Raw genomic sequence first — 26,573 nt, 5'->3', positions numbered from 1 at the left:
GGCGGCGCGGCGGGGCCGCCCCGCGCGGCGCGGCCAGCGCCTCGGGGTGTGGGGCCGCCTCCGCCGGCGCGGCCGTGCGGCCGTGCCCGCCCGGCGAGGCGGCCGCGGCGGGAGGGGCCACCTGCGGCAGCGAATTGACATCGCGGCGTCCGATGCGCGCTAATCGCGCGCGTGAAAATCCTCCTTTGTTCTCCAGCGTTCCGGATCCTGCTCGCCGCCCTGTTCGCCCTGTCGAGCGTGGCGTGCGGCGGCGGGCTGCGGGTGACCCGGATCAACTCCGCCCAGAAGAAGCCGAACAACGTCTGGGTGTTCTTCAGCGTCGATGCCGGCGAGGACGAGCCGGTGGGCGGCCTCACGGCCGAGGACTTCGAGATCTACGAGGACGAAGAGCTCGTCTCGAAGTTCGAGAGCAAGCAGACCATCCAGAACCCCGAGGTCGCGGCGGTCATGTACACGATGCTGCTCGTCGACATGAGCGGCAGCATCACCGAGTCGGGTCAGGCCGACGCCCTCGTCGACGCCGCGCAGTCGTTCAGCGACCGGGTCGGCAAGAGCCAGAAGGTCGGCGTCTACGCGTTCGACGGCGAGGTAAAAATCCACTCGGTGGTGCCTTTCACCGAGGCGCAGGGCTCGGTCCAGGGCGGGCTCGAGGGGCTCCGGAGCTACAAGCCGAAGGACACGTCGACGAACCTCCACGGCGGCGTGGTGGAGGGCATCCGGGAGCTCAAGAAGCAGCTCGACAAGGACCGGCGCCCCCTCAAGTTCGGCACGCTCGTCGTCTTCTCGGACGGCACCGATCGCGCGAACCGCGTGAGCCGCGAGGACATGCTGAACGAGCTCAAGAAGGAAGACTACGAGAACTACCAGATCTTCGTCGTCGGCGTCGGCGCCGAGATCGAGAAGGCGCGGCTCGACGAGATCGGGCGCGACGGGACCGAGCTCGCGGCGGACCAGGCGAAGGTCAAGGAGTCGTTCGACAAGATCGCGGCGAAGATCGAGGCGCACATGAAGCGCTTCTACCTGCTCTCGTACTGCACGCCGGCGCGCGCGGGGGAGCACGAGGTGGAGATCAAGGCGATCCGGAAGGATCCGTCGGCCTCGGGGTCGCTGTCGTGGAAGTTCAACGCCGACGGGTTCGGGCCGCCGCCGGAGTGCGATCCCAACACCCCGCCGTCGTTCGAGCTGAAGGCGACCGTGCCCGCGGACGACGGCGGCGGCGGCGGAGCGGGCGCGAAGGCGAGCTTCAAGGCGAACGCCAACGTGAAGGTCGAAGCGAAGTGAGGTGCGCCGCGGCCGCGCGAGGCGGCCGCGACGCCGTCCCAGCGGCTCGCCGCGCCCCGCGGCGGGCCTGATCCAGCCAGGTTCGATCCTCCTCCCTCTCGTCGACGTTCACGCGTCGACGTTCACGCGTCGACGTTCACGCGTCGACGTTCACGCGTCGACGTTCACGCGTCGACGTTCACCCCTCTGCTCGGCGCCGGCGCTTCTGGCGGCGTGGCGCGCGCTGCCAGCAGGACCCGCCAGGCCGTGGCGCCGAGGAGGACGGCGCCGCCCACGGTCGACCAGATCCCGGGGCGCTCCCCGACCAGCAGGAGCGCCCAGACGGGGTTGAGCACCGGCTCGAGGAGCACCAGCAGCGAGGCCTCGACGGCCGGCGTGTGGCGCATGCCGCGGCTGAACAGGGCGGTCGCCACGCCGATCTGCACCGCGCCGAGGAACACGAGGAGCCCGAGGTCGACGAGCCCCGGGCGGGCCGCGCCGCCGAGGGCCATCGGCAGCGCGCCGAGCCACGCGAGGACGTTGCCCCAGACGAGCACCGCGGGGTTGTCGTCCGGAGCGGCGCGGAACCTCATGATGCACAGCGCGAACGCGAGCCCGGAGAGGAGCGCCAGGGCGTTGCCGAGGAGCTGCCCCGCCGAGAGCTGATCCAGAAAGAAGAGCGCGAGGCCAAGGATGAAGACGGGAGCCGCCACCATCTCGCCGCGCGAGGGCCGCTCGCCCAGGAGCCAGGGGCTGAGCAAGAGGACGTACACGGGCGAGGTGGACTGCAGGAAGATCGCGTTCGCCGCCGTCGTCAGCTTGGTGGCCTGCACGAACAGCACCATGACCGCGGCGTAGATCGCCGCGACCCCGAGCGTGCGCCACGAGGGGAGACGGCGCGCGCCCGGCATGGCCAGGCCCAGCGCGAGCGCCGCGATGAGCGCGCGGGCCGAGGCGACCTGCCACCCGTTGAGAGAGATCAGCTTGATGGCCGCCCCTCCGGTGGACCAGAGGACCGCGGCGGCGAGGATCATCAGTCGAGACCGGAGCATGGGCGACGAGGGCGGCGAGCCTAGCCGAACGGTCGACGAGGCGCGCAGGGGCAGATTACGCTGCTCCGCGATGCCACCCCGCCGCCCCGAGCGCGCCGACCGCGACATCGATCCTCGCTCCCGCCGCTCGGCAGAACGCGCCCCGCTCGGGTCAACCTCGTCGCGCGGCGCCCGCCCCCGCGCGCGGCTCCTCTCGCTCGCCGCGGCGGCGCTCGTCTCGGCAGCCCGGCCCGCGCCGATCGCGGCGCAGCCGAGCCCCGCCGAGCAGGCGAGCGAGGACCTCTCCGCGGCCCGCCAGCGCTGGAGAGCGGCCGTGGAGAGGGACGATCTGGCCGAGAGCGCCGCCCTCGCCGACAGGTACTTTGCGCTGCTGGAGGGCACCTCCGAGCTCGACAACGAGCTTGCGCATTTCTACCTCGGCTACGGCGACTACCCGCGGGCCGAAGCGCTGCTGGTGCGGGGCCTGACGCGCGAGCAGCCCTCCTTCAACGACGAAGGGATGCTCTATGCCCGGCTCGCCAACGTCTACATCGACCTCGGGGATCTCCAGAGCGCCGAGGAGCTCCTGAAGCGAGCCCAGCCGCTCCTCCAGGGCTGGGGCGAGTTCTATGCCGTCGACTCGCTCGCGCGGCTGTACCTGGAGCAACGCGCGCTGCGCTCCTTCGCGGAGGCGCTCGACAGGATGCGCGTGATCCTCAAAGAGGCCAACGGCGGCTCGGGGTGGGCCTACGCGATCCCGGATCTGCGCGCCGCGCAGCTCTGCTTGCGGCGCGGGCAGGTCGAGGAGGCCGAGCGGCGCCTCCTCGACCTGCGCCCGCGGCTCGAGCCCGCGCTCCCGGCGCAGAGCGCGGTGCGCGCCGATCTGCTGGAGGAGCTCGGCGTGCTCTTCACCCGCAAGGGCGATCCCGCGGCGGAGGCGCTGCTCCTCCAGGCGCTGGTGATCCGCGAGCGGCTCTTCGCGCCGGATCACCCGGCCATCGTCCGCGCGCTGGGGCACCTCGCGAACCTGTACGTCGCGCAGGGCCGGGCCGCCGTCGCCGTGCGGACGCGCGAGCGGGCCGCCGGCCTCCAGGACCGGAGCGCCCGGGCCAACCTGGCGAGGGGCTCCGAGCGGCAGAAGCGCCTGGTCATGGGCCTCGTCCAGCGCGACACCGACGCGACCCTCTCGCTGCACCTCCAGCATGCCCCGCGCGACCAGGCCGCCGCGCGGCTCGCCCTCCGGTCGATCCTCCGGCGCAAGGGGCTCGCGCTCGACGCCATCGCCGAGAGCTTCGCGGCGCTGCGGCGCGACCTCGACGCCGAGGGCCGGGCGCTCCTCGGCGCCCTCACGCAGCTCGACGCGAAGCTGTCCACCGCGATCACGCGCGGCCCGATCGACATCCCCGCCGAGGAGCACCAGCGCGAGGTGCAGCAGCTCGAGGCCGAGCGCCAGCGGCTCGAGTTCCAGCTCGCCGCGCGGACGCGCGCCGCGCGCCCGGCGGACGCGAAGGAGCCGCCGATCACCGTCGAGGGCGTGCAGGCGGCGATCCCCGACGGCGCGGCGCTCGTCGAGATCGTCCAGTACCGGCCCCACGACCCGTTCGGGCCGCCGGTGAGGCCGACGTGGGGCAAGCCTCGCTACGCGGCCTATGTCGTCGGGCGGCGCGGGGACGTCACGGGGGTGGATCTCGGCGACGCCGCCGCCATCGACGCGGCCGCCGCGGAGCTCTCGCGGGACCTCTCGAACCCGGAGCGCGACCCCCGGGAGCGCGCGCGCCACCTCGATGCGCTCGTGATGCTGCCGATCCGGGCCGCCCTCGGCCCCGCGCGCTGGCTCCTCCTCAGCCCCGACGGCGCGCTGAACCTCGTGCCGTTCGCCGCGCTCGTCGACGAGGACGGCGGCTATCTCATCGAGCGCGCCGCGTTCACCTATTTGACCAGCGGACGCGATCTGCTGCGCACCGCGGGCGCCGCGGCGCCGCGGGGAGCGCCGCGTGGAGGCGTGCTGGTCATCGCCGATCCCGCGTTCGGCAGCCTCTCCGAGCGCGCTCCGGATGACGACGCCACGCGCGGCCTGCGCTCCGCCGAGCTGGCCGGGGCGCGCTTCCCGCCCCTGCCCGGCACGGAGCGCGAGGCGGAGGCGGTGCGGAGCGCGCTGGCCAGCGCGACGGTCCTGACCGGCCCGTCGGCCACCGAGGAGGCCCTCAAGCGGGCGCAGCGGCCGCGCGTGCTGCACATCGCGACGCACGGCTTCTTCCTCCCGGACCAGGGCTCCCTGGCCGATCCGGCGAGCACCCGCGGCGCCGAGATCGAGGGCCCCGCCTGGAGCGAGAACCCGCTCCTGCGCTCGGGCCTGGCGCTGGCCGGCGCCAACGCGCGGCGGAGCAGCTCGGACGAGGACGACGGCATCCTGACCGCGCTCGAGATCTCCTCGCTGGACCTCCACGGGACCCAGCTCGTCGTGCTCTCGGCCTGCGAGACCGGCCTCGGCGAGGTCCCGCGCGGCGACGGGGTCTACGGCCTCCGCCGCGCGCTGCTCCTCGCCGGGGCGGAGACGCAGGTGATGAGCCTGTGGAAGGTCGGCGACATGGCGACGCGGGATCTCATGACGTCGTACTACGCGGCGCTCGCGCGCGGCGGAGGGCGCAGCGAGGCGCTGCGGTCGGCGCAGCTCGAGATCCGGCGTGAGCGCCCGCACCCGCACGCGTGGGCCGGCTTCATCACCTCGGGCGAGGGCGCCGCGCTCGACGGCAGGCAGGTCGCGCCGACCTTCCCGCGCGTGGCGGCGAGCCCGCGCGGGTGCGCCTGCGCGGCCGGCGAGGGCGGCCCGAGCGCTCCGCCCGCGCTCGCGGCGCTCGCCGCGGCGCTCGTCCTCGTCGCGCGGAAGCGCTGGCCCCGCAGGCCTCGGAATTGGTAGACGTCGACGCCGGAGCCCACCCATCGCGGGCTCGTGGAGGTCTGCATGCGTCGATCGGCGATCGTTCTGGTGCTCCCCGTCCTGGCCTGGATGCTCTCTGCCTGCGGAGGCGCGCAGGCGCCCGAGCAGCCCGCCGCGAAGGAGGGCGAGGCCGAGATCTGCCCCACGGGCGATCCCGGCGTGCAGCCCTGTCCGGAGGGCTGCGTGTGGGACGAGAAGGTCCAGAAGTGCAACAAGGACCGCGGCATCATCGTGCACTACACCCCGGGCGCGGCGGCCCCCAAGCCGGCGAAGTGATCATCCCTCGTCGAGCCACGCCGCCATCTCCGGCGGAAGGCCGCGCAACAGGCCGATGACGCGCGGGCTCGACGCGCGCACCTCCCCGACGAGCCGCCGGCGCTCCGCCTCGATCCTGGCGAGGAGAGCGCTCGGGCTCGTCTTCCTTGTTGATGATCGCGGCAATCCGCGGGGGTTCGGTGAAGTTCACCGGTGAAATCCGCGCCCGGTGCCGGTGAAACCCGCATCCGACGCCGGTGAAGTTCACCGGTGAAGAGGTAGCTCAGTGCTTCTTGGCGCGGCGCTGCTTGATGCGGGAGGCGCTCAGCTCCTTGGCTTCCTTGAGCCGGTAGCTCTCGGCCTCGATCTCGATCACCTCGGCGCGGTGCACGAGCCGGTCGACGAGCGTGACGACGCAGGCGGCGTGCGGGAAGACCTGGCCCCAGTCGGAGAATGCCTTGTTCGTGCTGAGCAGGATCGGCTTCTGCGCGTCGTAGCGACGAGTGACGACCTCGAACAGCAGGTCGGCGTAGCGGCCATCGTAGGAGAGATAGCCGACTTCGTCGATGCAAAGAAGGGTGGGAACCGTGTAGCGGTGCAGCCGGCGCGCTAGCGCGGCCGAGGACTCCTGCGCGGCGAGGTCGGCGAGCATGTCGCTCGCGGTCGAGAAGCGGACCGTGTGGCCGCGGACGACGGCCTGGTGGGCGACGTTCTTGAGGATCATGGTCTTGCCGACGCCGTTGGGGCCGACGAGCACGGCGTTGTGGCCGGTGGCGATGAAGCCGGGAGCGAAGAGGTCGTCGACGGCCTCACGGTCGATTTTCTTGGGCCAGGACCAGTCGAAATCGGCCATGGGCTTGAAGGCGGCTACGCGGGAGTTTTTGAGGCGGCGTTCGAGGCTGCGCTTGTGGCGCTCGCGCTCCTCGATGGCGAGCACCTCGCGAAGCCAGGGCTTGTCGGCGAGCTCCTCCCAGCAGGCGAGCAGGCCAAACAGGCCGAGGCCCTTCAGGCGGGCCTTCGTCTCGGTGGGCGTCAGGTCGGTCATGGCGTTGAGTCCTTCTTCAGCGCGTCGTAGGTGGCGAGCGAATGCGGCGTGACGACGAGGTTGGCGTGCTGGCCGCGCGTGACGGGGATCGAGACCGGAGGCGGCAAGCAGCGCTCGGAGCGGTGGCGGTCGAGCACCTGACGGACGGCACCGACGTGGATGGTGTCGCGCTCAAGCACCTCGACGAGGGCCTCTTCGAGGTCGGCGGCGCCGACGGCGTCGAGCAGTTGCAGGAGCCGGGCGATCGCGCTGCCGACGTTGCCGCCGCGCTCGGCGACGATGCGGAGGAATGCCTGGCTGCTGCGGGCGGCGCGGGCGAGGCGATCGAGGCCGCGGTGCTCGCGGGCGCGGCGCTTCTCGTCGGCGAGGCGCTGGAGGTGCTCGGGCTGCTCGATCTGCTGGCCGCGGTCCCACGAGCGGACGTGGGTCGCGATGATCTCGTTGCCATCGGCGATGCGCACCTGTTCGAGGTCGGCGAGGACAACGAGCGTGCGGCTGGTCCGGTCGTGGGGAACAGAGTAGTCGTTGAGATCGAAGCGCGCGTAGGGGGTCTTTCCGACCTCGACCTCGACGCGCTCGTGGGCTGGAAACGGCGTGTCAGGGTGCCCGAGCAGCACGCTGCGCTCGTCGTCAAAGGCCTGGCGCACGGTGCGGGCGCGGTCCTCGACCCAGGAGCGATCGAGCGCCGCGGAGCTGGTCCATTCGGTCGCTTGTCGGTTGAGGTCGCCGAGGTCGGCGTAGGTCCGAGCCTCGAAGAATGCCTCGCGGACGTAGCGGATGGCGCGCTCGACGCGGCCCTTCTCGTTGCCGCGGGCGACGGCGACGGGGCGCGGCTCGAAGCGGTAATGCGCCGACAGAGCCAGCAGTGTGGGGTGGAACCGGATCGCATCGCCGTGGCGCTCCACGACAGCGCTCTTGAGGTTGTCGTAGAGCAGCACGCGCGGGACGCCATCGAAGTCGGCGAACGCCTCGACGTGCCCGCGCACGAAGAAGGGCATCGCCGCGCCCGGGAAGAAGCGCAGGAAGAGCCGCCGCGAGTAACTGAGCACCATGATGAAGGCCCAGAGAGGGCGCAGCGCCCGGCCGACAGCCAGCTTGCCGAAGTGCGCCCAGTCGACCTGCGCTTGCTCGCCGGGCAGCGTGCGCAGCCGCTGGAATGCCTCCGCCGGCTTCTTGGGGCGGAGGCGGCCGATCACCCGGCGCAGATGATCGGGACCGCCCGGATAGCCGCGCTCCTTGAGCATGCCGAAGAGGCGACTCGAGCGCAGCGAGGGATACTTGCCGAGCTGCTCGACGATGAAGGGCACGAACGGGTCGACCATCGACGGGCGCGGCGCGACGACCTTCGGGTCGACGCCCGCTTGCCCGAGCACGCGCTGAACGGTGGTGTGGTGCAGCCCGAGCTGGGCGGCAATGGTGCCCACGGGCCACTTCTCGCCGTGGTAGAGGCGCAGAACCTCGGCCTCCTTCTCTTTCGCGATCACCGCCGCCTCCCGTCACCGCGGAGGCCCTTGTGGGACGCGGGGAGCGCGTCGGTGAACAGCTGACCGAGCGCGCCGCTCGCGCATGGCCCAGGGCGGAAGTCGCGCTCCGCAGAGCGAGCAGCGGCCGACATCTCGGATCCAATCGTCATCGTTGTCCTTTCGGCCGGGGGTGATCTCCGGCGCGAGCTGGGACATCGACGCGGCCGCGGCTTGTGTCACCCCGTGATGCGTCACTTTCTGCGCGGAGAACTTGTCCCGCTGCCGGTCCCGATACCGGGCCTGGCGAGCGGCATGGAGGCGGCGAGCGCGAGGCCGGGTCTGGTAGGCGGCGCCGGCGCGGCGGAGCGACTCACGACGCCGGAGCGGGCGGCAGTCGGGGCAGAGGCGCTGGCCGCGATCGCAGCGACGGCAGAGGCGAAGCTGGACGCGGCAGCGGGCGCAGTGGGCGAGGCGGTAGGCGGACGAAGGCAACGGGCTCCATGCCGCCGCTTTCTGGACCTGGAGCCCGGCTTGTGATGAAGGTGAGGGACTCCGGCAACGCGGAGCTCCAGAAGGCCCGAGGGTGGCAGCCCTCGGGCCTTCGACTTTTCGGCGGGCGTAACGTCTACGCCGCGGAGGCGAGCGTGGCCCAGATCGGCGTAGGTGCCGGCGGTGAACGGTGAACGCTGCCGATCATGGGGCCGCGGTCTTCACCGATCAGACGCGGGACGCGATGATCACCGACATCTTCCTATCGCACCACGAGCTTGGAGGATCGAGGCAGGCCGATCCTCGTCGGGTCAAGCCGCCTTGACGGAGGCTACCCTTTGATCTCTTCTTCTGCTGTGCCAGCGAGATCTTCCACGAGAGCGCATGTATGCAAGAACCGATGACCCGGGGCTCTCTGATACTCAATGCAGCAGCCTACTCGGACGTGCTGTGTGACGAGGCTGGGGTCCGCCGGGTTCGTCACGGGCTCTCTCAGGAGCTCAGGAGGGCGCTGGCCACCATGTCCACCACGGCGTGGTACCCTCGCGCCTACTACGTCGAGGTGCTGCGCGGCATCGTCCAGGTCCACAACGAGCCATCGCAGAGCTACCTGGACGTCGTGAGGTGCGGCCGGACGGTCTTCGAGAAGGAAGCGAACACCTTGATGAAGCTGCTTCTCAGGGTGATGAACGCTCGTCTCTTCCTCCGGAAGTTCCCCGACTTCTGGGCGCAGGATATGGTCGGCGGGACGCTGCGGGTGGACTCCTCGCAGATCGAGCGGAACGAGGTGACACTGCGCGTGACCGAGGTCGCAGGGTTCGAGCACCTCGGACCGCTGTGCGTCGGTTTCGCCGGCCGTGCGCTGGAGCAAGTGACCGGCAAGCAGGTCGACGCGACCCAGACTGGCTGGTCGTTCGACGAGCCAGACGCTGATGAGGTCACGCTGCGCTTCTCGTGGTGAGCGCGCCGACGCGCCGGCGTGAGCGAGCGGTGACTGCCAGGCTGAGGAGGCGACAACCTCCCTGAAAGATAGGGCATGCCAGGTCGACGCCCAGCTGGTCGACCCATGGGACGCTCTCACGCGTCGCCCGCCTGACGAGTAGCGCATCAGCGGCGGCCCGAAGCGCCGCCCGCTGCATGCGCGGGTTGGGCGGCTGCAGAATCCCTATGGCCGTCATGCAGGCGCAACATCGGCGAACACGCGCGCTTCCATGATTAGGTCGCGATGTAGCCGGACAATGCCGTCGTCGCTAAGAGCCTATCCCAGTAGGCCGGCTGCACGCCAGGTGATGACCCCGCAGGCGAGGTGCAGAAGGGCGAGGTAGGTGTCCGCACGCTTCGACCACCGGATGAGGATTCCCCGAAAGCGGTTCATCCAGCTATGGGAACGCTCGACGACCCATCGGCGGGCTCTGCGGCCTGCCTCCTTCTTGATCTCGCGCGCCTCCTCACCGCGCGGGCGGATGTGTGCCGTGAACCCGAACTCCTTCAGCAGCGCCGGTACTTCAGCGTAATCGTACCCTTTGTCCAGACACATGCCCTGCGGCTTGCGCCCGCTGGGATGCGGGCGTTCGACCGGGATGCTCTCGATGGTCTCGCGCGCCATCTTGAAGTCGTTGCGATTGGCTCCGGCCACGGCGACGCCCACGGGGACGCCCGACGCCTCTGTCAGCAAGCTGCGCTTGGCGCCCCTCTTGGCGCGATCGGTGGGGTTGGGCCCGGTTTTTTTCCCCGCCGAGCGGGGCCTTGCTCATCGCCCCGTCCATCGCCAACCAGCTCCAGTCGATGCCGATGAACTCATCGTACGCCAGCAGCCCGCGGCGCCAGAACTCCCGAAACGCGCCCGCCTCGATCCACTCGATGAATCGTCGATGCGCTGAGGAATGGCTGCAGATACCGGTCGCATCGAGCGCCCCCCATTGGCAGCCCGTCCGGAGGACGAAGAAGATGGCGTCCATGGCCACGCGATCGGGCACGCGCGGGTTATGGCAACCGAGCGGGTGCGCCCTGCGCGGCGGCAGTAAGGGTTCCATCTCTGTCCAGATGGCGTCGGGCAACCTCCAGCCATCATCCTTGAACTGCTTCATCTGCCGCGGCTGCCGCGTCACGTGCCAATGTCAAGACGTCTGGCCAGGACCTCCGCATGTTCCTGAACATAGTCTCCCAAGATCCCAGGTGCTCCCTACTGGGATAGGTTCTAAGTGGCTGTCCTCCGGCTGCATCCGCGACGCGCTCGTGCATGACTACTCTTACCGAAGGTTTGGCGCGCCCATAGCGCAGCCACGGATTAGTCATATCGGAGTCGCCGACGGCCTTCTTGGTCAGACACTTATGCTCCGCGCGGGTTACGACGCAGCCGACGCAGAGCTTCGACAACAACGTGCCAAGCATCTCGCGGTCGCAGCAGTCATCCCGCCGAAGACCTTCAACCCCGCGGTCCAGTAGCCACTCCACCAGGTCTCCGCGCTCGCACACGTGCTCATGAACCAATGCGTCGTCGGTAGGCATGTTCTGGCTCTTGAACCAGGCCGGCGTCGTCGCCTGGCCGTGCCGTTGCAAAGAGGCGACGGCGCCTTTACTCCAGAATGGTGCACCGAGGCGCTTATCAGTCGAGAACGCTTCAGAGAACTTCCAAAGTATCACGTGAGACAGTGTTTGGCCGGCGAGCCAGCGGTAACTGGCAGCGAGCTGCCTATCGTTTTTCGCGCGCCACCATGATTCGAGCAGAACTGCGGCTTGTTCCACGCATGCCATCCGCACTCCGAGCGGAGTCCGCTCGACGCGGCTCTCGCGCTGGAACGCCATGCGCGTCGCTTCTTCCCAGGTCAGCATATTCTTGGAATCATCCACAGCTCCTCCGGTTTCCTCCAATGCCCGCCCAACGCCTGGCCGTTCTGCCGCAGGCCGGGCTGCCGCGCGAAGCGCGGTTGCCCGGACTGTCGGTCAGCAACGGCTTGTTCGGCGGCAGCGTTCGGGCTACCACAGTGCTCTCCTCACGGAATTCACGCGTTCACGTGGAGCGCACCGGGATAGAGAGATCGGGCCCGTACTTCTCGATGAGGAAGCGCTCTCGGTAAAGGTGGTATGCGGTTACGGTCACATTTGCGACGTACCACGCATTGAACCCGGCGCCGACGCCCGCGCCGACCAATGGTACGATCTGTGCCAGCTTCGCCTTCGTCAGCCGAATGCCTAGGGCTTGGGCGATCTTCTTGATCACCTGGACGCTGATCAAGCGCTGCAGTTCAGCCCACGTCTTGCGTTGCGCGATCAAGACCGAAAGCTTGGTAAGCTCGGCCATTGCGACCTGCTTCGTGGCGACGGTTGGCGACGACGCTGCGCCAAGGATGCTCATCGCGAAGGCTCGTTCATGCTCGAGCGCGACGTCGAATCCATAGTACGTCGCGTATTCATTGACAGCCCGTAGCGCGAGGCTGACTAAGGCGGGAATGTCGATAGCAATTCCGGGGAAACCGAGCATGCCGGCAGCGGCGCCCTCCCCGCCCGCCATCACCTTGTACTTCGCGGCGAGGTAGCCGACTGTCTTGTCGACGTCCCCCATATCGAGATGGTGCAGATCCGAGGCGCGCTGCACGCCCGCGTGACCGTTGGCGCGAAATTCCTCGTATATAGCGTCGGCGCGAACGCTCCACGACGCGCCATCGTTGAGGGTACTGACGATGCCGGCGACGGCCTTGGTCACCGCCGTCCCGACCGGATTGTCAAACGCGACGTCCCCGACCCACTGGATGGGCTTGTTGACAGTCTCCCACGCGTCTCCAAGCCAAGAGCGAGGTGGGTTCTTGAAGAGGTCGATTTCCCTGTGTGCGTTCTGCTCGTACGGGCTCAAGTCCGCCATATGTTGCTCCTATTGCCGCCGTGCACATCAACCGCTTGGCTTTTTTGCGTGTCAAGTAAGGCCACGGGAAGAGTCGTCGCCCTCGCTGTGAACCAGCCTCTGGGCTCTGCCGCCGAACGACTTGGCCGTTCTGCCGCGGGGCTGGCTGCCGCGCGAAGCGCGGGTGCCCGGACCATCGGTCAGCAACGGCTTGTTCGGCGGCCTCAGCCGAGACCGGGCGTGCCGCAAGGCCCAACGGTTTACCCTTGGTCAAGTCGACCTCTGTGACCCGGCGACGGCATCCTTAAGCGATGCGGGCGGTGCAGCCATCTCCGCGGCGCCCTTAATCTTGTTGCTCAGAACGATCGTCATTTGCCGGCTCCACTGTACTACGCCGTTCAAGACCTCTCGAAACTGCTCCGTGCGCTGAACGTCGATCTTCGACGTACCCGGAATCAACAGGACACGTTGGCCTCTCTTAACCGATCCGTTGCTTACATTTGAATCGTTTGGCGATGCCCGCGAAAACGCGATCGCCCTATGGAATCGGTCATCGGTACGCTCCGGACCATTTACGTAGTCAAGCCAGCCTGGGCGATAATCACCCTCGCCTTCGCCGCCCTTTGACCAATGACCAAGGAGTTTATGGTCGGCTCCGAAGACCTCAACGTTAACTACCAGCACCGGAAACTTCTGAACAAATCCCTGTCCGAGCCAGTCCCACCGAACGAACTGTTCGACTTCACCCGGGGCAATTTGAATGATTGAGTTCGGAAGTGCGGCCAGGTTCCGAGGCTCTGATAGGGCACCGCACTTTGGCAGCGCATCGAAGTCGCTATTATAGAAGCCCGCGTCGTCCGTGCCGATGTTGCGCTCGGGATCCATCAGCGCGCGCGCGCGAACATAGACCGCCGGAACGCACGTTGTGTCGCGCCCAGCATTTACTAATTCGACGTTGGTTTCAAGAATCCAGGCTTTCCCCCCCGGGGTATCGCACTCGATAACATCGATGTCTACCGTCACGTTCAGCGTGTGCTCGGTTCGGACGACACTTTCGTTCGCTTGTAGCTGCGCGACCTTCTCCTGATGGTCGAGAAGCTTCGTCTGACGCATGTCGACTCGCCGAAAGCGCACCAACATCAACACGACAGTTACGAGCGTTACCATCGCATTTAGCCACGGAATGAGCTCGGTCACGTTGTCCAGTTCCTACTTGGGGGTGAGTCAAGTTGCAGTTCAAGCGTCGCCGCGGATCGGAGCGCACTTGCCCGCCGAACGACATGCGGGTGTGCCGCGGGGCGCCGTGCCGAGCGGAGCGAGGCTCGGTGCATCGGCAGCACCAGCCGCTTGTTCGGCAGTTCTATCAGGATTGCACCCCGGTCAGGAGAGGTTGATCTCGCGCGATCACCGTGTCGCCGCTGGGGATGTCGTATGCCGTAACGTGCCAGGGCGAATCGTCGAGCAATCGTCGTTCGACTTTCGATGGATCCCGTCTGGCAACGTCGTCGAGGTCGCGTCTGTCGCCGTCGCACACGATTGCGCGCACCGGTAGACTTTCGCGAAACGCTCGGAAGACGGCCGAGTCAACCGCCACCGCACGACGCACGTTCGCAGTGCGAGTGCCTGCGTCAAGGTGTTTCGCTCGCTCGACACGCCGACGAAGGTCCCGCATGTTCACTCGCTGCACTACGCGGCCGTCCGCAAGGCTCATGAGTTCGAACCACAGACTGACCACAACACGGTCGTTGTCGACGAAGCACCACTCGTAGCAGTAGGCGGGGTTCGCGGCCGGGGCCTTGACGGGCTTTCCATCTGCTCGAAACGCCCACGGCGCGACATCGATCCCAGCCTGTTGAACGAGGTCCATCATGCGCGGCTTAGCGCTGGGCCGGAGCTTTTCGAGGGGATCGAGAGTCGTCATGGGTACGCCACTCCTTTGCGAGAACCACGTTACCGTCACGCTTTTCTCGTGTCGACAACCCAGGCATGATCGGGATCCGGAACGAAGGTCAGGCCACCACCGGATTCGTGCTTGGACGGCGTTCCGGCCCACACCGAAACCAGCCAACCACCTCTCACCTTCGCGCGGTAGGTGAAACCGTCGGGCTTCCCTCCGTGCGGCCACTTATCGTCGATCCACTCCCAAGTCAGCTTCGACATGTTCTCCTCTTTACGGTCGGGCTGCGCGAGCATGGCCCGCGCCGACGCTCATCTGCCGAACGTCGCAATCAGCTGTGATGCACGACATATCTACGCATTTCCCCATGTGGGCCGCGAACCGTGGCACCCTATCTCCATATTCCCGAGGACAAGTCGCGGCCCGTCCTGGCCTATCTCCGTGATCCCACAGATAGCCTCGACCTTCCGCAGCCTATCTGCGGGATCACGGAGATAGGCCGCCGCTGCGTAACTACGTATTCCCGTTGCTAGGTCTCGGACGGCGACGGCGTGTCGTCGCGCAAAATTCGCGCCGACGGCTGGGTGCCCCGAGCGACCAGAGCCCGGTCGACGTATCCCCCGGTCGCCGCAACTCGCGCCCGCCTCGCGCCGATGAGGGCCAGTGCGTGTCCGACGAACCGGCCCTGCGCACGCAGGACCATCCACATGGCCATCATCGAAGCCGTACGCGCCACCATACGACGCCTGCATTGCTCTCAGCGCACCGAAGAGGCAATTGTCCACTGGATCCGGCAATTCATCCGCTTCCACAGCGGCAAGCACCCACCGCAGATGGGCGCGGAAGAGGTCACGGCTTTCCTCAACGAGCTTGCAGTCGCACGCCGCACCGCGGCATCCACGCAGAACCAAGCGCTGTGCGTGCTCCTCTTCCTTTACAAGTGGGTTCTCGATCTGCAGATACCCCGGCTCGAAGCGCTCGAACGCGCACGCCGGCCGGAGCATCTCCCCTCGGTTCTCTCGCGGCATGAGACGCTCACCTTGCTCGAACACCTCGTCCCGCCTGTTCGGCTCATCGGCGAGCTCCTCTACGGAAGCGGCCTCCGGCTCCTCGAAGCACTTTCGATTCGCGTCCAAGACGTCGACCTCGATCGACGGCAAATCATGGTGCGCCGCGGGAAAGGGCAGCACGATCGGCCGGCCTTGCTCCCCGCTTGAGCGCGCGACGAGCTGCACGCTCAGCTCGACTCCGTAGCGCGGCGGCACGAGAAGGAGCTCGCGGCTGGTCGCGGCGAGGTCGACCTGCCCCACGCTCTCCGAGGGAAACTGCCAAGAGCAGCCACCAGCCTCGCCTGGCAATATCTCTTCCCCGCCTCTCGCCCTTGCACCGATCCAGCGACTGGCCGACAGGTCCTCTACCACCTGCACGAATCGGCAGCGCAAAGGGCCGTGCGCGACGCCGGACGCGCGGCGGGGCTCGCCAAGCGCGCGACATGCCAACCCCTCCGCCACAGCTTCGCGACCAACCTGCTCGAGGCGGGCATCGACCGCCGGACGATCCAGACGCTGCTCGGCCACAACGATGTGCGGACCACAATGATCTACACCCACGTCATCGACCGCGGCCTTCTCGACGTCATCAGCCCCCTTGACCGCTGACCGCCGCCTCAGCGTGGAGCGCCTTGAGCTCCGACCCCACCCCGTCGTGCCGCCCCCACGCATCGTGGAAAGGTAGCGTACCTTACGGTTGCCCCGCCTTGTCAAGGAGACCGACGCGTGATCGTGCGGGCTCCACACCGGACGACGACGCTCGAGATCGCCGCAGCCCTTGCGCTCCCAAGGCCGACGGTGGCCCGGCGGTCGGGAAGAACTTCACGGAGAGCGGGTTGCCAGCGGCGGTCGCCGCCGGGGGTCACGATTCGCTCGTCGATTGGGGACTCGCGGGTCCCAGAGGCCCGGATGACAAGCCTTGATCGGCTTGACGACCTGAGCGTCGCCCTCACCGGCGCTGCGGCCGAAGCACCCGCGTCAGCGCGGCTGCAGGTCACCTCGCCCAGGGCACCGAGAGATCGAGCTCGACGGCGTCGAATGGCTCGACGCGGACGCGGGCGGCGTCACGGTGGACGACCGCAGGTCCCCAGCGGCGATCCGCGCCGAGCACGTACACCTCCAGCGTCCGCTGGATGGGGTCGACCAGCCACGCGTGCCGCACGCCCTCGCGCGCGTAGATCGGCATCTTCTCGTCGCGGTCGACGTCCTCGGTGGAGGCGCTCAGGATCTCGCAGATCCAGTCCGGGGCGAGCGCGAAGTACGCCGTCTCGGGCAGCTCGGGCATGCGCTCGCGGCGCCAGCCGGCGATGTCCGGCACGAGCGCGTCGATCTCACCAGGCGCGTGCGGGTCGGGGAAGTGCAGCTCGGGCTCGTCCAGGATCCACCAGCCGCCGGGGCCCCCTCGTCCGCGCTGGAAGGCGCCGTGCAGGTCGGCCCCCAGCGACGACGCGGCGTTCGCATGTCGCGGCGCCGGCCGGGGCATGACGTGGAGCACGCCCCGGATGAGCTCCGCCACCTTGTTCGGCGGGACGGCCTCGAGGTCGGCGTACGTGGCGCGGCGCTGCTTCTTGGCGGGCTGACCCATGACGGAAGCCTGCCCGTGGGCGCGCGGCGGGGCAAGGCGTTCAGGTCCGCCCGTCGCTCACCCTCGCCGCGGCCGCAGCGCCCTGATCAGCGCCTCGATCCCGCGGGAGCGCCACCTGTAAGCCGTGCTGACCGGCGCGTCTTGCTGCTCGGCCACGTCCTCGATCGACATCTCGAAGATATCGTGGGCAATGATCACGTCGCCCTCGTGCACGGGTAGCTGGTGCAGCGCCTCGAGGAAGGCAAGGCGCCGCTCCTCGCGCTCGATGGCCTGATCAGGAGTCGGTGCCTCGTGCTCGGCGTGGGGCGGGGTCGCGACGATCTCCTCGCGTTGCACCCGGGCACTTTCGAGGTGATGGCGGACGCGGTGATAGGCCAGCGCCCGTATCCAGACACGAAGCGCTTCTGCGGGCTGCACGTCCGGGTCGGGGCGGTAGCGGTCCTCTTCGCTGGCCTCCCACGCGGCGAGGAGCACGTCTTGCGCGAGGTCTTTGACATCCTCGCGTGTCGCCCGGCGACCTCGGAGGTAGCGCGCTACGAGGGCGCTGACGACGCCTGCTTGCGCGACGAGCTCGGCAGACGTGAGGCGCCTTGGCGCGAAGCGCCGGTTGTGAACGACGATTGCGAGAAGGAAAACGACGAGCTGAGCGAGGGTAAACGCTACTGCGTCCGTCGCCATACCGCTACCCCCTGAACAGGAACGATCGTGACGTACAGCGCGATCAGCATCGACTGCGCGAGATCCCAAGCAGTGAAGACGCCGAAGCGGTAGGGGCCCGCGAGCATCGACAGCTCGGTGATGATGATCAGGCCTGTCGCGACGTGGTGAACCCTCGCCCGCTCCCTCCCGGTGAACCACAGCAGCAGACAGCCGACGGACGTGCAAAGCGCCGCGAGCTGCAAGGCGAAGTAGGCCTTGCCGAGGAGCTCACCTCGGAAGGTGGGGTATCCGGCAGCAAGGCCCGCGATCGCCACGACGTACACCGTGAGCACACCCCACGGGCGCCGACGGCTGAAGGTCCACACCGCGAGCGCCGCCACCCCGGCCATCCAGCCGACGAACAAGGCGCTCTCGACGTGCCCGGCGACGCGAACCCAACCCGTGAATGGGGCTCCCCCGAGCTCGGCCCGCGCCGGCTGCAAGACGTAGAGTCGGATGACCCGACGCACGACGTCGGAGACAACCCCGTACCCGAGGAGCCATGCGATGGGGCGGTGCTCGGGGCGATACCGCGCGACGACCAAGGCCAGGGCCGCCGACAGGACGGCGAGCCCGTACAGCGAGGGGATCACCCGCCGACGGTACGCGGGGCTTCGTTTCGGGCCAAAAACGGCGCGCCTCCGGTGCAGGAGCACGGGAGGTGTCCGGGGCGAGCTCGCGCCTCCTACGGCTTCCGGTAGCGCCGGCGCGGTCGCTGGAGGGCTCGGGGGAGCACGGCGGTCCCGAGGCCGATGAAGACGAGGAAGTGCTGGAAAAAGCGGGCGAGGTTCAGCGGGTCGGGCGGTTCGATCGGCATGGCCGGGAGGCTACCAGCGCCGGCTCGTGGACGTCGTCCGCTTTCTTGGCCCGGCGAGTCGACCTGTGGCACGCGCGTGCGCGCGAGGAGCCCGTGCAGGGTCAAGAGGAAAGTCGCGCCCGAGCGACGACCTTCGCTGCGCGAGCGCCTCGATGTCGCAACAGGACGAGCACCGCGCTGGAGGCTACCAGGGCTTCCGGCCGGTGGGTGTCGATTTCGTGAGAGAAGATCCGTGGCATCCGTAAGTAGCACCGGCGCGTCACGCGGCGAGCGCCGCCGCGAAAGCGACAAGGAGCTGGCCCTCGACCCCTCCTCGCCTCGCTCTAGCGGGCCGCCCCCGGGCCGCTGGCCCGCTTGGTACCCGTCGCGCCACAAGGGTGAGCGTGTGGAGGAATGCATGCGCACGCGCGCTGTTGCCCATCGCACTCCGCCGGCCCTGGTGTGCTCGCGCTCCGGCGCTTTCTCGTCCGCCTTTGCATCGTCACGCGCCTTCTAAGCCGGCCGTGGCGCTCAAGCCGACGATGCGATCACCCCTCGTCGAGCCACGCCGCCATCTCCGGCAGGAGGCCCCGCAGGAGGCCGATGACGCGCGGGCTCGACGCGCGCACCTCCCCGACGAGCCGCCGGCGCTCCGTATCGATCTTGCCGAGCTGCGCGCGGCGCAGCGCCGCCCAGAGGCGCGCGCCGGCGGCGATGCTGTCGTCGCCGTGCTCCTCGGCCACGCGCCGGGCCTCCACCGCGTCCTCCAGGGCGTCCCCCACCCGCTCCAGCTCCCAGTGAATCTCGGCGCGCCGGAGCAGCGTCAGCGCGTGGTACCGGTCCCCCCGCGCCCGCTGGAGCTGCTCGGCCTGATCCGCGCTCTCCAGCGCGGCGGCGGGCCGGCCCGCCCGCGTGAGCGCCGCCGCCAGGAGCGAGAGCGCCGCCGCGCGGAGCGCGGGATCCCCGTCCTGCGCCGCGAGCTCCGCGGTCCGCTGCGCGACCTCCGCCGCCTCGGCGGCGCGCCCCTCGCGCATCAGGAAGGCCGAGAGGTTCTGCAGGAGCAGCCGGAGCTGGCCCCGCATCCCCTGCTGCTCGGCCTCGGCGACGAGCCTGCGCAGCCGGTCGATCGCCACGCCGGTCCGCCCCAGCTCGGCCTCGAGCACCGCGAGATCGCCCCCGATGTGGACCCTGTGCCACGCCGAGGCCAGCGGCGCCGCGATGGCGAGCGCGCGCTGGAGGTCGCGCTCCAGCAGCCCGTGATCGCGGCGGTTCTGGGCGTAGTTCAGCTCGCACCGGAGCACGCGGGCCGCGAGCTCGGCCGCGGGGCCCGCGCCCGCCGCGAGCTCCACCGCCTCGCCCGCGAGCTCCATCGCGCGATCCCCGGCGGCCACCCCCGCGAGCGCCATCCGCGCCTCGCAGCGGAGCGCGGCCTCGCCGAGCGCGTCCGCGTCGGCGAGCAGCCCCGGATCGTCGGCCCCCGCCTCGCTGAGTCCGCGCGCCACCTCGAGCCGGTGGATGCGCCGACGCACGTCGAGCGGCCCGCCGCGCGCCACGACGGCGTGCTCCGAGAAGCGCACGAGCCGCCGGCTCGCCTCCTCGAGCTTCCGTCCCTGGATGAGCGCCCGGACCGCGTCGATCTCCAGGCCGGCGCGCGCCTCGGGATCCGCCGCGAGCGCGGCCAGCCGATCCGCGAGCGCCGCCGCCTCCTCGAAGAGCCCTGCGGCGGCCGCCTCGGCCATCGCGCGGCCGAGCCAGCGGCGCGCCTCGGCCACGGCGCCGAGCCGCTCGTAGCCCGCGCCGAGGAGCCCCGCGTCCACGCGCCCCTGCGCGCCCTCCGCGAGCGCGTCGAGCAGCGCCCTGTGCAGCCGCTGGAACCACGGCCGCCGCTGCGTCAGGTGGAGCGCCGCCTGCCGCAGCATCTCCTGCGGGAAGCTGTACTCCTGCGCGTCGCCGGAGGCCGTCAGCACGCCCGCGCCGACGAGCGCCTCGAGCGCCGCCTCGGCGCGCTCGTCGTCCCCCACGACGCGCAGGAGCACGTCGACGCCGAGCCCGCCGCCGCAGAGCGCCACCGCGGCGAGGGTCCGCAGGGCGCTGCGCTCGGCGGCGCTGTCGGCCGCGAACGAGGCCACCCGGGCCTCGAGCAGATCGGCCACGCCGGGGACCTCCCCCCGCAGGGCCCGGTCGTCCGCGGCGCAGAGGCTCCCGTCGCCGAGCGCCAGGGCGCCGCTCTCGTGCCACGCCATGAGCGCGTGCACGATGTAGAAGGGCACGCCCCCGGACGTCGCGACCACGGCCCGCTCCAGCGCGGGCGCGAGCGGGGCGGCGGGCGCCGCGGCCCCGCCCAGCGTGCCCTCCAGGTGCAGGCCTCGGCCCACCGCCTGCGCGAGCTCGGCGGCGGCCTCGAGATCGAGCGGCGCGAGGCCGAGGTAGGCCACCCCGGGGCACACCCGCGCGCGCACCTCGCCCAGCAGGGCGCGCAGGGGCGCCGGCCGGCTCGGCTCGCTGCGCGCGGCCGCCACAACGAGCAGCCGGCCCTGCCCTTCCGCGGCGGCGCGCCGCAGGAGCAGCTTGATCAGCTCCAGCGTCGCCGCGTCGGCCCATTGCAGATCGTCGACGAGGAGCAGCAGCGGCTCGCGGGCGCTCGCCCGCAGCAGCGCGTCCTCGATGGCCTCGACCGTGTGCGCGACCTCGTCCGCGGAGGGGAGCAGCGCCGGAGACAGCGCCCGCTCCAGCGCCGCGGGGAGCGCGCGAAGCTCGGGGACGTCGCTCTCGACGAGCTCCTCGGCGGCGCGGCGCAGCGGATAGAACGGGCTGCGTCGCTCCGGCAGGCACCGGAGCCGGACGACGTGGCGCAGGTCCCAGCCGGTGCGCTCGACCGCGGCGTCGAGCAGCCGGCTGCGCCCGATCCCCTGATGGCCGCCCACCACGATCCCGCGCACGCGGCCCTCCTGCGCGGCCTGCGCAGCGCGCGCGATCGCGTCGAGCTCGGCCCGCCGCCCGAGGAGCGGCGGCCGCGCGGGACGGTCCTCAAGCGGCGGCCGCGGGGGGCGGTCCTCGGGTAGCGGTCGCGCGGGGCGGTCCTCGGATAGCGGCCGCGCTGATCGCTCGGACCCGCGAACTGGCGGCTGCGACCCTTCCTTGCTCCCTGGCGGGGCGAGCTCGGGATCGAGCGCGGCGAGGATGCGATCGAGCTCGCGCGCGACCTGATCGGCGTGCCGGGGGCGGCTCTGAGGATCCAGGGCGATCAGCGTCGCGGTGAGGCGAGAGAGGAGCCCGGTCGCCGTCGTCGGGTCGGGCACGAGCGCCTCGAGCGGGGGAGCCGGCCGCCGCGGCACGAAGAGCCAGTGCGCCTGCTCTCCGCTGCGCCGCTCGATCTCGGCGGGGAGGCTGCCGGTCCTCAGGCGGAAGATCAGGACGCCGAGCGCGTAGAGATCGCTGGCGGGCGTGGCGGACTGGCCGACGGCGCACTCTGGAGCGATGTAGCCGGGTGTGCCCGCGAGCACGGAGCCCAGCTCCCGGACGCCGCCGGCGACCACGGGCACGCTCAAGGTCATGGTCGCGCCGGCCGGCTCCTCGGCCAGCACCGTGCCGGAGTAACCGTCGACCGCCACGGTCGGCGGCGGCCCGGTGGGGGCGGTGCGCCCCCCCTCGACCCAGCTCCGCGCGTTTCCCCCGGAGATCCCGAAATCGATCAGCTTGTAGACGCCCAACCCCCGGACGACGTTGGCGGGCTTGACGTCCCGATGGACGAGCCCGGCGGTGTGCACAGCGGAGAGCGCCCAGGCGACGGCGGACGCCGCTTCGAGGACGACGCGCTCGGGGAGCCGGCCGGCCTCGCGAGAGAGCTCATCGAGGCTCGTGCCGGCCACATACTCCATCACCAGGCCGACCACGCCGAGGGCGTCGTCGCGCTGGAACGAATAGAACCGCACGACGTTCGGGTGCTCGACCCGGCAGAGCGCCTGCGCCTCGTCGAGAATCGTGTCTCGCCACGCCGCCGTCGCGTCGGAGGAGCCCGCGAGCTGCTCTGGTACGAAGAAGAGCTTGATGGCGACGTCGCGGAGCTTCCTGCCTTCGTAGACCTCCTCGGCCAGCCAGACCGGCGCGAACCCGCCGCTGCCCAGCTGCCGGACGAGCCGGAAGGGGCCGAGGCTGGCGCCCTGCCCGAGCGGGGCTCCGGAGGAATTCGGCGACAAGCTGGGCATCCGCCGCCGAGCATACCCTAGCCACCCCGGCGCTCCCCCAGGAACCGGTCGCTCGCGCGTTCCGTCATGCGTCCGTGCGCGGGCGCCGTCAGGGCACGATCTCGCGGACGCTGCCCTTCTTGTAGAGGAGCCCGTCGGAGCCCACCCCGTCGCTCCGGAAATAGACGCTGATGTTGGGCTTACCGGTCTCCGAGCCCTCCCGTGTCGGCTCCCGCGTGAGCCTCATTGCGGGATCGACGCCCGGCCGACAGGGCTCGCCGCCCACGCCGAAGTCGGTCCCCTGGTCGACGTGCTCGTGGATCTTCACCCAGGTGCCTCCGCTCGCGCCGTCGGTCTCGTCGATCCAGAGCTCCTGCTTCACATCGCCGTTCGGCAGGTCATAGACGAGCTGCTTGTACCCGATCCATACCTGCTCCGGCATGCCGCCTTCCCAGTACGTCTTGCTGAGAATGGCCGTCGACGCGGGGTGATTCGTCTCCTTTTCGAAATCGATCTTGCCGTCATACCGCATGCGGGCGGCGATCCCGCGCGTGTCGCATTGGTTGACGTCCTCGTCCCCGATCGTGCCGTGGTTGGTGCGCGTCATGGCGACGAGGCCGCCATAAGGTGTCCCGTCGTCGGCGGCCCGCAGGAAATACATCGTCACCTCGACGTCGCGCCATGAATCGGCGAGCGCAGGGTCGTGCACGTACATCCGCGGGACGCGGCCGCTGATCTTGAGAATGCCCTGGCCGTCGGTGTCATAGGACGCATCGCCGTGGTCGGCGTCGAACCAGGCATCGGCCGGGTCGATCCCCGAAAAGCTGCGCGCGGCGCCGTTGTCCCAGGTCGAGAACCACGCTTTGCCCGAAGGCAGCGTGGGCCGCAGCATCGCTATCCCGAACCTGTCGAGCTGTCCCTCCTCCCCTCCCCCGGCGCCGGCCGAGCTGGACGCGTCTGCGCTGCTCGATGCGGACGACGCCTCCGCGCCGCCGCCGAGGCCGTTGCCACCGAGACCCCCGCCGGCGGGGCCGTTGCCACCGAGGCCGTTGCCGCCGAGACCCCCGCCGCCGCCGGATTGGCTTCCTGAGGCGGGGACGTGATCGTCGGCACAACCAGCGCTGCTCAAGCCGACGGCAGCCGACGTGACGGACATCGCGATCGTGAAGAAGACTCGCACGCCCTCGTGCATAACATGCTCTCAGCGGGTCCGCGAGGCCATTGACGGCGAGATACCGGCTGCAACGTACCTGCCAGGTGCTTTACGGGGACAGCTCCGTTTCAGTTCGAGAATTGCACCTTTCATCATGCTTCGAATGGGCAGCCGCTCGACGAGTTCGCCCGCTGGGTGGCGCCGCGCCGGCCGCTTGAATGGGTGCTGTCCATGCTACAGTACCTGCCCATGTCGATGATGGCCCGTGAGGAGCTCCTGTGGCGGTTCGCCAGGACCGGCGATCCCGAGATCGACGCGCGTCAGGACCGCATCCTGGAGGTCCTGCTCACGGCCAATCCCAAGATGAAGCAGCGTCTGGTCGACGAAGGCCGCCTCGAGGGTCGCCTCGACGAGGCGCGCGCGGCCCTGCGCCGCGTGCTTGCACACCGGCAGCTCGGGCTCGCCCCGGAGGATGCGGCGCGCATCGAGACGTGCACCGACCTCGCGACGCTGGAGCGGTGGCTCGGTCAGGCGCTTGCGGCGTCCAGCGCAGAGCAGGCCCTGCGCTGAGCGCCGCCGCCGGCGCACCTCGGCACCGGAACGGCCGCGGCAGCATGAGCGGCCCTCCCGGAAAGGGCCCTCGCACCATGAGCCGCACAGCGCCCGCGCCGCCGATGGCATCGTCGCCGTCCACGAAGACGTGCGGCTCCGCCGTCGCCGCCATGCCGAGCGCGTCCGGGCAGGCGAAGAGCTCGACGCGCCGCACGGGCCGCCGGTCGAGCCGCGGCGCGGCACCATCGACGACCTTGTGCTCGTCGACGGCCCGAGAGCCGACCGGCTCGTAGATCTCCGGCTGCGCCGTGCAGCGCAGCGCCGCTGGATACCGCTCGTCACAAAGCGCGAGCGCCGCCGCGTGGCGGACGCGAAATGTCCCTGCCGGCGGTGCGCCGGCAGGGTGCGAGCAGACCGCGTGGATGCAGCCCACGTCCGTCGGCCTCCCGTCCAGCGCCAAGGGCCAGGAATGCGAGAAAGAGACAAACCGCAAGGGCGGAGGGGCGCAAGTGATCAGGGACGAGATAGTCTTCGTCTTCCCCTTGCGCCCCTTGCGGTTTGTCTTCCCTTCCGTTGATTTCTTCGGGACTTCAACGTGTTCGATGCTCTAGCCATCTCCACGTATCACATCCCGGCACGATGGACGCGCCGCCCACGTATCAGAGCACGAACAGGCCGACGCGCTCTGGACGATGCAGAGAGCTCGTTCCACGGAGGCACGGAGAATCACGGCTTCAGAGCGCAGAAGACCAGCGCTCCGGCCTCCACGCCTCTCCGCGCCTGCCGCGTCTCTGCGGCTCGATGGTCCACGCTCGGACCAGGGCCCCGGTTCCAGCAGGATTGCGCATCCGGAGCGCCCGCCCCAGGAGATCGTCAACAGCACCGCTCCGCAGGGCGGTGCGCCAAAGGGGGGAACCATGAAGAAGTTGCTCGGCGCGCTGATCCTCGGCGCGCTCTCGCTGTCCGCCGTGCTGTCCAGCAGCGATGTGGCGCAAGCTCAGGAGCGCGATCGGCCACCACGCGGCTCCTATAGCAGGACGTGCAGGGACATCCGGACGGAGCGAGGCACGCTGTTCGCCAAGTGCGAGGACCGGCGGGGACGCTTCAACAGGACACGTCTGGACGACTTCAGGAGGTGCAGAGGAGATATCGCGAACGACAACGGCCGGCTCCGCTGCGCCCGCGGCCGCTGACGCGCGCCGCGGCCGCGCAGGGCGCCCTTCGCGAGGTGGGCTCCCTCAGCGACGAGGAAGCGGGTCCCCCGCCGGGATCCGCCCTTCCTCGACGGCCACGACGTACGGCGGCAGGCGGCCCGCACGCACCGCGCGGACGTCGGCGCGCATCGTCGCCGCGTCGGGGTAACGCTCGACCTTGTGGAACGCGAGGGCGCGATCCACGACGTCGCGCACGTCGCACACCTCCGAGGGCACGTCCGGCGCCCACAGCGCGAGCGACGACGCCCGCTCCGTCGCCGCGGCGATGAGCAGGCGCGCATCGGCCACGTCGCCGTGGATCGCGCGACCGGAGAGCACCCGAAACATCGTGGCGCCGAGGCCGAAGACATCGGTCCGGCCGTCGATCTCGCGAACCATCCCGTCGCCTGCTCGGGCGCCATGTACTCGCTCGTACCGAGCGCCACGCTGTCGCGGCGCACTCGATCCGTTGCGCACCCCCCTCCGCCACCCCCTCGCGGCGCACTCGATCCGTTGTGCACCCCCCTCCGCCACCCCCTCGCGGTTCACTCGATCCGTTGCGTACCCCCTCCGCCACCCCCTCGCGGTTCACTCGATCCGTTGCGCCCCCCCTCCGCCACCCCCTCGCGGCTCACTCGATCCGTTGCGCCCCCCCTCCGCCACCCCCTCGCGGCTCACTCGATCCGTTGCGCCCCCCCTCCGCCACCCCCTCGCGGCTCACTCGATCCGTCGCGTACCCCCTCCGCCCCCCCTCGCGCATGTCCGCCCGTGTCGGCGGCCCGCATGAGCGCCTGAGTTCCTCCTGGTTCTGCGTCCGCGGTAGGCCCCCGGAGGGGGTGCTCGTCGCGCGGGCGCGGGGTGGGGATGGGCCGATGTCTGAGCCTGAGCCCTCTCGCCTCCGGCTCTGCCGGAGGAGAGAGGGCTCAGGCGAGTTCGGCGGGGCCCCACCCCGCGCCCGCGCGACGAGCACCCCCTCCGGGGGCCGGGCGTCTCGGCAACACCTCGCTCACATCCAGGGACCGAGTTCGGCGGGGCCCCACCCCGCGCCCGCGCGACGAGCACCCCCTCCGGGGGCCAGGCGTCTCGGCAACACCTCTCTCACAGCCAGTGACGAACTCAGGTGACGCGTTACCAGCTTCCGGCGTC

24 protein-coding genes are annotated in these 26,573 nt (G+C 70.0%); 8 read left to right on the top strand and 16 right to left on the bottom strand.

Going from position 1 to position 26,573, the window contains the following annotated elements:
- Positions 1–171: 171 nt before the first annotated feature.
- Entirely contained in the window at positions 172–1,281 is a 1,110-nt protein-coding gene (locus tag POL72_RS35730) for a VWA domain-containing protein (RefSeq protein ID WP_272101283.1), read from the top strand.
- Between the two features lie 164 nt (positions 1,282–1,445).
- Here POL72_RS35730 and POL72_RS35725 read toward each other — a convergent pair whose 3' ends face one another.
- The gene (locus POL72_RS35725; protein ID WP_272101282.1) at positions 1,446–2,312 is read right to left on the bottom strand and encodes a DMT family transporter; all 867 of its coding nucleotides are present in this window, start codon (positions 2,310–2,312) and stop codon (positions 1,446–1,448) included.
- A 70-nt stretch (positions 2,313–2,382) separates the two neighbouring features.
- On the opposite strand from POL72_RS35725, the gene POL72_RS35720 reads away from it, so the two are divergent.
- Positions 2,383–5,208, top strand: coding sequence for a CHAT domain-containing protein (locus tag POL72_RS35720; protein WP_272101281.1), 2,826 nt, complete (start codon positions 2,383–2,385; stop codon positions 5,206–5,208).
- Positions 5,209–5,253: 45 nt separating this feature from the next.
- On the top strand, positions 5,254–5,505 hold the full coding sequence (locus POL72_RS35715; protein WP_272101280.1) for a hypothetical protein: 252 nt from the start codon (positions 5,254–5,256) through the stop codon (positions 5,503–5,505).
- Between the two features lie 262 nt (positions 5,506–5,767).
- Here the strand turns inward: POL72_RS35715 and POL72_RS35710 are convergent, their stop codons facing one another.
- Positions 5,768–6,529, bottom strand: coding sequence for an ATP-binding protein (locus POL72_RS35710; RefSeq protein WP_272101279.1), 762 nt, complete (start codon positions 6,527–6,529; stop codon positions 5,768–5,770).
- Entirely contained in the window at positions 6,526–8,013 is a 1,488-nt protein-coding gene (gene istA, locus POL72_RS35705; protein WP_272101278.1) for an IS21 family transposase, read from the bottom strand. The genes POL72_RS35710 and istA overlap by 4 nt, the downstream gene beginning before the upstream one ends.
- A gap of 856 nt (positions 8,014–8,869) precedes the next feature.
- Between istA and POL72_RS35700 the strand changes: the two genes are divergently transcribed.
- Positions 8,870–9,442: a hypothetical protein gene (locus POL72_RS35700; RefSeq protein ID WP_272101277.1), complete on the top strand. Its 573-nt coding sequence runs from the start codon at positions 8,870–8,872 to the stop codon at positions 9,440–9,442.
- Positions 9,443–9,739: 297 nt separating this feature from the next.
- Here POL72_RS35700 and POL72_RS35695 read toward each other — a convergent pair.
- The 6 genes from POL72_RS35695 to POL72_RS35670 form a co-directional block, all read right to left on the bottom strand.
- Positions 9,740–10,568, bottom strand: a protein-coding gene (locus POL72_RS35695; RefSeq protein WP_373372280.1) for an IS5 family transposase whose coding sequence is annotated in 2 segments (ribosomal slippage) — positions 9,740–10,213 and positions 10,215–10,568 — 828 coding nt in all. Because the reading frame shifts where the segments join, the coding sequence is not laid out codon by codon here.
- On the bottom strand, positions 10,549–11,331 hold the full coding sequence (locus tag POL72_RS35690; protein WP_272101276.1) for a hypothetical protein: 783 nt from the start codon (positions 11,329–11,331) through the stop codon (positions 10,549–10,551). Before POL72_RS35690 ends, POL72_RS35695 begins: the two co-directional genes overlap by 20 nt.
- 160 nt (positions 11,332–11,491) lie before the next feature.
- Positions 11,492–12,340: an EcsC family protein gene (locus POL72_RS35685; RefSeq protein WP_272101275.1), complete on the bottom strand. Its 849-nt coding sequence runs from the start codon at positions 12,338–12,340 to the stop codon at positions 11,492–11,494.
- Positions 12,341–12,589: 249 nt separating this feature from the next.
- The gene (locus POL72_RS35680) at positions 12,590–13,516 is read right to left on the bottom strand and encodes a hypothetical protein (RefSeq protein WP_272101274.1); all 927 of its coding nucleotides are present in this window, start codon (positions 13,514–13,516) and stop codon (positions 12,590–12,592) included.
- A gap of 166 nt (positions 13,517–13,682) precedes the next feature.
- A complete protein-coding gene (locus tag POL72_RS35675) occupies positions 13,683–14,240 on the bottom strand; it encodes a hypothetical protein (RefSeq protein ID WP_272101273.1) in 558 nt (185 codons plus the stop codon).
- Between the two features lie 35 nt (positions 14,241–14,275).
- Positions 14,276–14,479 (bottom strand): hypothetical protein, encoded by a 204-nt coding sequence (locus POL72_RS35670; RefSeq protein WP_272101272.1) that lies wholly within the window; start codon positions 14,477–14,479, stop codon positions 14,276–14,278.
- Positions 14,480–14,923: 444 nt separating this feature from the next.
- Between POL72_RS35670 and POL72_RS52360 the strand changes: the two genes are divergently transcribed.
- Together POL72_RS52360 and POL72_RS52355 are read left to right on the top strand one after the other, a co-directional pair.
- A complete protein-coding gene (locus tag POL72_RS52360) occupies positions 14,924–15,433 on the top strand; it encodes a phage integrase N-terminal SAM-like domain-containing protein (RefSeq protein ID WP_272101271.1) in 510 nt (169 codons plus the stop codon).
- Positions 15,434–15,445: 12 nt separating this feature from the next.
- Positions 15,446–15,874: a tyrosine-type recombinase/integrase gene (locus tag POL72_RS52355; RefSeq protein WP_307730665.1), complete on the top strand. Its 429-nt coding sequence runs from the start codon at positions 15,446–15,448 to the stop codon at positions 15,872–15,874.
- A gap of 385 nt (positions 15,875–16,259) precedes the next feature.
- On the opposite strand, the gene POL72_RS35655 is transcribed toward POL72_RS52355, so the two are convergent.
- The 6 genes from POL72_RS35655 to POL72_RS35630 all read right to left on the bottom strand — a co-directional run bounded on the left by POL72_RS35655 (position 16,260) and on the right by POL72_RS35630 (position 23,709).
- Complete coding sequence (locus POL72_RS35655) at positions 16,260–16,850, bottom strand: Uma2 family endonuclease (protein WP_272101270.1); 591 nt, start codon at positions 16,848–16,850, stop codon at positions 16,260–16,262.
- A gap of 57 nt (positions 16,851–16,907) precedes the next feature.
- Positions 16,908–17,528, bottom strand: coding sequence for an RNA polymerase sigma factor (locus POL72_RS35650; protein WP_272101269.1), 621 nt, complete (start codon positions 17,526–17,528; stop codon positions 16,908–16,910).
- A complete protein-coding gene (locus POL72_RS35645; protein ID WP_272101268.1) occupies positions 17,510–18,142 on the bottom strand; it encodes a hypothetical protein in 633 nt (210 codons plus the stop codon). The genes POL72_RS35650 and POL72_RS35645 overlap by 19 nt, the downstream gene beginning before the upstream one ends.
- Before the next feature lie 92 nt (positions 18,143–18,234).
- Positions 18,235–18,366, bottom strand: a complete 132-nt coding sequence (locus tag POL72_RS35640) for a hypothetical protein (protein WP_272101267.1) — start codon at positions 18,364–18,366, stop codon at positions 18,235–18,237.
- 527 nt (positions 18,367–18,893) lie between these two features.
- Positions 18,894–22,541, bottom strand: coding sequence for a serine/threonine-protein kinase (locus tag POL72_RS35635; protein ID WP_272101266.1), 3,648 nt, complete (start codon positions 22,539–22,541; stop codon positions 18,894–18,896).
- Between the two features lie 97 nt (positions 22,542–22,638).
- Positions 22,639–23,709 (bottom strand): hypothetical protein, encoded by a 1,071-nt coding sequence (locus tag POL72_RS35630; protein ID WP_272101265.1) that lies wholly within the window; start codon positions 23,707–23,709, stop codon positions 22,639–22,641.
- 168 nt (positions 23,710–23,877) lie between these two features.
- Here POL72_RS35630 and POL72_RS35625 point away from each other — a divergent pair, with 168 nt between their 5' ends.
- Positions 23,878–24,252, top strand: coding sequence for a hypothetical protein (locus tag POL72_RS35625; protein WP_272101264.1), 375 nt, complete (start codon positions 23,878–23,880; stop codon positions 24,250–24,252).
- Between the two features lie 899 nt (positions 24,253–25,151).
- Positions 25,152–25,427 carry a hypothetical protein gene (locus POL72_RS35620; protein WP_272101263.1) on the top strand — a complete coding sequence of 92 codons (276 nt, stop codon included), beginning with the start codon at positions 25,152–25,154 and terminating at the stop codon, positions 25,425–25,427.
- A 45-nt stretch (positions 25,428–25,472) separates the two neighbouring features.
- Here POL72_RS35620 and POL72_RS35615 read toward each other — a convergent pair whose 3' ends face one another.
- A complete protein-coding gene (locus POL72_RS35615) occupies positions 25,473–25,826 on the bottom strand; it encodes a protein kinase family protein (protein ID WP_272101262.1) in 354 nt (117 codons plus the stop codon).
- Positions 25,827–26,573 lie beyond the last annotated feature (747 nt).

Source organism: Sorangium aterium (genome assembly GCF_028368935.1).
Taxonomy (GTDB): Bacteria; Myxococcota_A; Polyangia; order Polyangiales; family Polyangiaceae; genus Sorangium; species Sorangium atrum.
This window is presented reverse-complemented; position numbering and strand designations above follow the sequence as displayed.

Bases quoted from the DNA above. Each gene is read 5' to 3' on its own strand.
- POL72_RS35725 (WP_272101282.1), bottom strand. From the start codon at position 2,312: ATGCTCCGGTCTCGACTGATGATCCTCGCCGCCGCGGTCCTCTGGTCC.
- POL72_RS35720 (WP_272101281.1), top strand. From the start codon at position 2,383: ATGCCACCCCGCCGCCCCGAGCGCGCCGACCGCGACATCGATCCTCGC.
- POL72_RS35715 (WP_272101280.1), top strand. From the start codon at position 5,254: ATGCGTCGATCGGCGATCGTTCTGGTGCTCCCCGTCCTGGCCTGGATG.
- POL72_RS35710 (WP_272101279.1), bottom strand. From the start codon at position 6,529: ATGACCGACCTGACGCCCACCGAGACGAAGGCCCGCCTGAAGGGCCTC.
- POL72_RS35700 (WP_272101277.1), top strand. From the start codon at position 8,870: ATGCAAGAACCGATGACCCGGGGCTCTCTGATACTCAATGCAGCAGCC.
- POL72_RS35685 (WP_272101275.1), bottom strand. From the start codon at position 12,340: ATGGCGGACTTGAGCCCGTACGAGCAGAACGCACACAGGGAAATCGAC.
- POL72_RS35675 (WP_272101273.1), bottom strand. From the start codon at position 14,240: ATGACGACTCTCGATCCCCTCGAAAAGCTCCGGCCCAGCGCTAAGCCG.
- POL72_RS35670 (WP_272101272.1), bottom strand. From the start codon at position 14,479: ATGTCGAAGCTGACTTGGGAGTGGATCGACGATAAGTGGCCGCACGGA.
- POL72_RS52360 (WP_272101271.1), top strand. From the start codon at position 14,924: ATGGCCATCATCGAAGCCGTACGCGCCACCATACGACGCCTGCATTGC.
- POL72_RS35655 (WP_272101270.1), bottom strand. From the start codon at position 16,850: ATGGGTCAGCCCGCCAAGAAGCAGCGCCGCGCCACGTACGCCGACCTC.
- POL72_RS35650 (WP_272101269.1), bottom strand. From the start codon at position 17,528: ATGGCGACGGACGCAGTAGCGTTTACCCTCGCTCAGCTCGTCGTTTTC.
- POL72_RS35640 (WP_272101267.1), bottom strand. From the start codon at position 18,366: ATGCCGATCGAACCGCCCGACCCGCTGAACCTCGCCCGCTTTTTCCAG.
- POL72_RS35620 (WP_272101263.1), top strand. From the start codon at position 25,152: ATGAAGAAGTTGCTCGGCGCGCTGATCCTCGGCGCGCTCTCGCTGTCC.
- POL72_RS35615 (WP_272101262.1), bottom strand. From the start codon at position 25,826: ATGGTTCGCGAGATCGACGGCCGGACCGATGTCTTCGGCCTCGGCGCC.